Source organism: Nostoc sp. 2RC, from assembly GCF_014222165.1.
Classification (GTDB): Bacteria; Cyanobacteriota; Cyanobacteriia; order Cyanobacteriales; family Nostocaceae; genus Nostoc; species Nostoc linckia.
The window spans coordinates 1-5,361 of record NZ_JACKZU010000478.1 but is presented as its reverse complement, the minus strand read 5'-3'; the positions used below and the strand labels follow the sequence as shown (position 1 = coordinate 5,361).

The 5,361-nt window shown below is 40.8% G+C and carries 5 protein-coding genes; 4 read left to right on the top strand and 1 reads right to left on the bottom strand.

All coding sequences use genetic code 11. The annotated features are described in order from the left end of the window. Window positions 1-28: 28 nt before the first annotated feature. Entirely contained in the window at window positions 29-811 is a 783-nt protein-coding gene (gene xth, locus GNE10_RS31660) for an exodeoxyribonuclease III (protein ID WP_099071478.1), read from the bottom strand. A 459-nt stretch (window positions 812-1,270) separates the two neighbouring features. Between xth and GNE10_RS31655 the strand changes: the two genes are divergently transcribed. From GNE10_RS31655 to GNE10_RS31640, 4 genes are all read left to right on the top strand, one after another. After that, window positions 1,271-2,341, top strand: coding sequence for a glycosyltransferase family 4 protein (locus tag GNE10_RS31655; protein ID WP_185569904.1), 1,071 nt, complete (start codon window positions 1,271-1,273; stop codon window positions 2,339-2,341). A gap of 59 nt (window positions 2,342-2,400) precedes the next feature. Beyond that, window positions 2,401-2,586: a hypothetical protein gene (locus tag GNE10_RS31650; protein WP_185569901.1), complete on the top strand. Its 186-nt coding sequence runs from the start codon at window positions 2,401-2,403 to the stop codon at window positions 2,584-2,586. A gap of 477 nt (window positions 2,587-3,063) precedes the next feature. Further along, window positions 3,064-4,086, top strand: coding sequence for a zinc-binding dehydrogenase (locus GNE10_RS31645; RefSeq protein ID WP_185569906.1), 1,023 nt, complete (start codon window positions 3,064-3,066; stop codon window positions 4,084-4,086). Between the two features lie 551 nt (window positions 4,087-4,637). Next, entirely contained in the window at window positions 4,638-5,249 is a 612-nt protein-coding gene (locus tag GNE10_RS31640; protein ID WP_185569899.1) for a hypothetical protein, read from the top strand. Window positions 5,250-5,361 lie beyond the last annotated feature (112 nt).

Here is a 5,361-nt window from a genome sequence, read left to right as displayed (position 1 = left end):
TCCCCCTTACCCTTTCCCCATGCCCCATTTAAAATTCAACAATCACCGGCACGTGGTCGCTGGGTTGGGTCAATTTTCTTGGTGCTGCATCAATGATGCAACTTTTAGCCCGTTCATAGAGTATGGGGGTAAGATAATGATGGTCAATGCGCCAACCTAAGTTGCGACGGAAGGCCGCAGCGCGATAATCCCACCAAGTATAATTTCCGCCTTCGCTAGTAAATTTGCGAAAAGCGTCAGCAAATCCCAGTGTCAAAATATCCTGTAAGGCTTGGCGCTCTGTTTCTGTGGCCATAATATGATTTTCTGTACTCACTTGTTCGTGAATATCCTTTGCTTCTGGTGCAATGTTGAAGTCACCGCACACACAAATATCAGATTGTGACAATAGCAGCAATCGCAAGTATTCACGTAGGACTGTCAGCCAACGCAGTTTATATTCGTATTTTTCGGTTCCTACCGCCGCGCCGTTGGGAACGTATAAGTTCACAATCCGAACACCGTCAATTACGCCTGTAATGACTCGCTTTTGTTCCTCCCATTCCAAGGGTAAATCTTTCAAAATTGTCCTAAAGCCGCTGCTTACGTCTATGAGTGGTTGGCGGCTGATTATCGCTACGCCGTTATAGGATTTTTGTCCTGATAGATAAAGGTGATAGCCCATTTCCTCAAAAGGCGATCGCGGAAATTCGGCATCTATAACTTTGGTTTCTTGCAAGCACAGAACATCAACGGGATTATGAGTTAACCAATCAGTAACCTGTTCGAGACGAATGCGAATTGAGTTGACGTTCCAAGTAGCGATTTTCATGAGTTAGCTATCAAAACTTTTGTAAATTACTAATTACAAATTATGTAATTTTTCTTAAATTATTTAATATTTATAATTTACATGCTATCTGTTCATTGCTTTTAAATTCAGTTGTAATAATTTGATCCCGTTTAATAATTTAGTATTTTGAGCTACAAAATATTCACTTTTGTAAGTTCTGCTACAAAATATTCTACTAGATTATGATCCCGAAGACAGATGCAACCAGTAATTGATTAGTTATAGGTTATAAATGTAGCTCAAAGTCAAGTTTTGCCGACATTCTAGAGATTTGCTTGGTGAAAAATTTACGTTAGGGTTAACCGAATATTGTGTTTTTGGTAGCCTGTTAGGTTAATTTAAATTTCAAAAAAGTAAGTACAAATGCTTTGTTCTCATAAAATAATGAGGTAGCTCATTATGGTGGGGACAAATTTATGGACTGAACCAAAACAACTTATGAAAATCGCTCAAGTTGCGCCCTTATGGGAAAGGGTTCCACCTCCTAGTTATGGAGGAATAGAACTGGTAGTGAGTCGCTTGACTGATGAACTTGTTCGTCGCGGTCATCAGGTAACTTTATTTGCCTCCGGCGATTCTGAAACGATGGCTCAATTAGAAGCAGTTTATCCCCGTGCATTACGCTTAGACCCAAATGTCAAAGAGTATATAGTGTACGAAATGCTGGAAGTGAGTCAAGTTTATCAACGTGCTGCCGAGTTCGATATTATCCATTCTCATGTAGGGATTTCAGCATTACCTTTGGCGAGTTTGATAACAACAACTTCTACAGTGCATACTCTACACAATAATTTTACAAAGGATAACCGTAAAGCATTTAGCTACCACCAAAAGCAACCATACGTCAGCATTAGTAACTCCCAGCGTCAAATCGACCTTAATTATATTGCCACGGTTTATAACGGAATTGAACTAACAGATTATCCATTTGTAACCCAACCGTCAGAGCCTCAATATTTGGCATTTTTAGGTCGTTTTTCGCCAGATAAAGGGCCACAACATGCGATCGCCATTGCTAAACAAACTGGTTGGCGTTTAAAGATGGCTGGAAAAGTTGACTTAGGAGATACTAAGTTTTTTGAACAAGAAATTGCCCCCTATATTGATGGTCAGCAAATTGAATATCTAGGTGAAATCAACCACACCGAAAAAACTGAACTTCTGGGCAATGCTGCCATTACTCTTTTCCCCATCGCTTGGCAAGAACCTTTTGGCTTAGTAATGATCGAATCAATGGCAACTGGTACGCCAGTAATTGCCATGAATTTAGGCTCCGTATCTGAAGTGATTGCTCACGGGAAAACAGGTTTTATCTGCCAAAACTATACCCAAATGGCGGCAATGATTCCATTAGCTTTGAAACTCAATCGTCAAACCTGTCGAAAATATGTAGAAGACAATTTTAGTGTTAGCCAAATGGTTAACGGATATGAAGCTGTTTACGGACAAATTATTAAAGACCGCATAGAATCGAATGGCCGCATTCACGCCGGGAACATCCGCTTTTAATCAACTGCTTTTTTTTGCTTAGCTTAAACAACAACTTTTATTTTAAGGAGGACATTGGTATGAGTACGAGAGCCAACACTTGCCCATGCTGCGGTGGTTCCCTCCTGCGTCATATCCGTCATGGCGAATTATATTGGTTTTGCCTGTCGTGCCGACAAGAAGTACCCCTGTTAACTGTTGCTCGTTTGTCGAATGTGGAAAGCCGAAATACTGGAGTCCTTCCTCAAACAGCTGCGAATTCCTAATTTTTCAGCCTTTTAGTTTGATAAAAACTTACTAAAAAATCAAAATCAAATTTTAGTTTAGACCTAAGAATTCAGAATTCAGAATTCAGAATCCAGAATACAGAATTGAGAACACTTTGAGACCCAAGCTTAATAATTTCAAGAAAATTAACAAGCTATGAAAACCTTGTTTTTACAATCATTGTTAATTTTGAGTCCTGACTGCTGAGTTTTGATAAGTAGCTCAACCTAACAAAACGTCATACGTAGTAGCGTGGCAAGGCTAAAATAGTTCATTAATAAACTCTTGTGGGGTGGGCATCCTGCCCGCCCGGACGGGTGAGGACACCCATCCCACAATAAAATCTATTGCAACATTTAAGGCTTGCCACGCCACTAGCATTGTTTTATGTTTAATTAAGTTGACCTACTTATTTAGACCTATCAAATAGGTTCAACTGGTAAAATCAGTTGGAGTTAATTGATAGGTTGAAAATTTTGTTAGCAGCTTTACTTTATGGGCAAGAAAATTTACGCCTAGAGGAAGTTGCTGACCCCACTCCTGGGGTTGGCGAAGTCGTCATCCAAGTGGGAACCGCCACAACTTGCGGTACTGATTTGAAAGTTTGGCGGCGTGGCGGTCATGCCAAAATGTTGACACCGCCGACGCTGTTTGGGCATGAAGCGGCTGGGGAAATTGTAGCCTTGGGAGCAGGTGTTACGGGTTGGCAAATAGGCGATCGCGTTGTTGCTAATAATTCCGCCCCATGCATGGATTGTTTTTTTTGTCAACGACAAGAATATTCATTGTGCCCAAATTTAACCTGGAATAACGGCACTTTTGCCCAATATCTGAAAATTCCCGCACCGATAGTGCAGCATAATTTATTGCAGATTCCCGATGATTTGCCTTGGGAATTAGCAGCCATGACGGAACCCTTAGCTTGTGTGCTGCATGGAGTAGCGCGTTCTCATATTCAGCCCCAAGATAAAGTAGTAGTTTTGGGAGATGGGGCCATCGGGTTGATGTTTGTAGCGGCTTTAGCGGATACTGCGGAAGTCTTGCTGTGGGGGGGTAATGACCACAGGTTAGAAATTGGTAAAAAATTGGGTGCAGCCCAGACCTTTAATTATCATCAAATTTTGGATATTCCTGGTGTAGTGAAAGAACTTACCAAAGGATGGGGTGCAGATATAGTGATTGAAGCTACTGGAGTGCCTAGTGTTTGGGAAACTGCGATCGCTTGCGCCCGTCCTGGTGCAACCGTGAACTTATTCGGCGGTTGTCCACGCGATACCAGCATTAGTGTAAATACAGAACAGCTACACTACAGCGAACTAACCCTAAAAGGCGTGTTTCATAATACACCAAAGTATGTGCGATCGGCTTTATCACTAATAGCCAGTCGAAAAATTCCCTTGGAATTACTTATTAGCGAAAAACGACCATTAAAGGATTTAGAACAAGTGTTTTATGACATGAAAGCACGTCGAGTAATTAAAGTAGCAATGATTCCTTAGTTTTTTGCAGGGTATAGCAAATGGTCGGGGTCTACAGCGTGTCGTCAAACAAGCGATACTTAGTCAGTCGGGGGAGTGTCAATGTACTACTTTAAACTTTTACTTAGTGAATCGTAAAACGATCAATAACTTTTGCAAGTACCCCAGAGAGTTTAAGCATTCTGCTGCAACAGTATTGTCATACCCTAAATAACCTGAATACTCCTTATTTTAATCAAAAAAAATTCTAACAATCATAGGTATTATATCCTCCAATTTTGTTTTTGTTAGAGAGCCTAGATACGCTTCTATATTGACATTTGAATTACTTCATCAACACTATTAAATTTATCTGTTGCTAGCGAAACTTGAATTATTTGTTCTTGCTCTGGGCTACTAAATGTAATGCTCATAATAATTTGATTTTTTAGCTTTTTCTATGATAGAGCGTTGATAAGTAAAATCTCTGATATTTTAAGTTGGGTTGATGCTTGAAATAATCTTGCCCAAAAACGGGAAAACTATGGTTAATCCCTAACAGGGAAATTTTCATATAAATCCTGAATAGAAAAATGCTCAACAAATCTCTGCTTAAGTTTTTAATTTTGCCTTTTTCCCTAGTGCCCTGGCTATGTACAGGAACGCTTTTTGATGCCAAAGTTAATGCTTTACCAGGACAAAGTACAGAAGAAGTAGGCACTTGGATTAAAGCACATCCCACACTCCGCCCCAGAAGTGGAGAGCAATTGTTTGTGCAAAAGACTGATACAGCTGCTCAAAGATTCACTTTTCAAGCATCGGTATTGCCTCCCGGTAGGGTGGAGTTTTCCAAAGACCGTGGCACAATTCGCACTGAGCGTATTGCTATGTATGATGCTATTAACGGTATGACATTCGATCGCCTGCGAGAATCCCTGCGGGTGATTTATGGCTTAGAAATTTATCAAGACTACGATCGCGCCGAAGTTGTGTATCAATATCCCAACCAAAAGGCAGTTAACTCCGCGCGTTTTGCCAAAACTCCCATTCGAGAAGCTTTAAAAGGAGAATTACGAGTAGGTTCCCGCTATGTGTATTGGGTAGAAATAGCCCAACCTAAAACAGGCAAAGCTTTTACCGGTCAAATGACGATTTTGCTCAAAACAGACCTAGATAAGTTAGAAAAGGAATTGCAAATTAGGTGATGGGCATTGGGCATTGGGCTTTCTAGGAAGTGTGGGAGGTGTAGGAGGTGTGGGAGGAAGGAGGGGGAAGCATAAATTCTCTTTCCCCCCACACTCCCCACACTCCCCACAC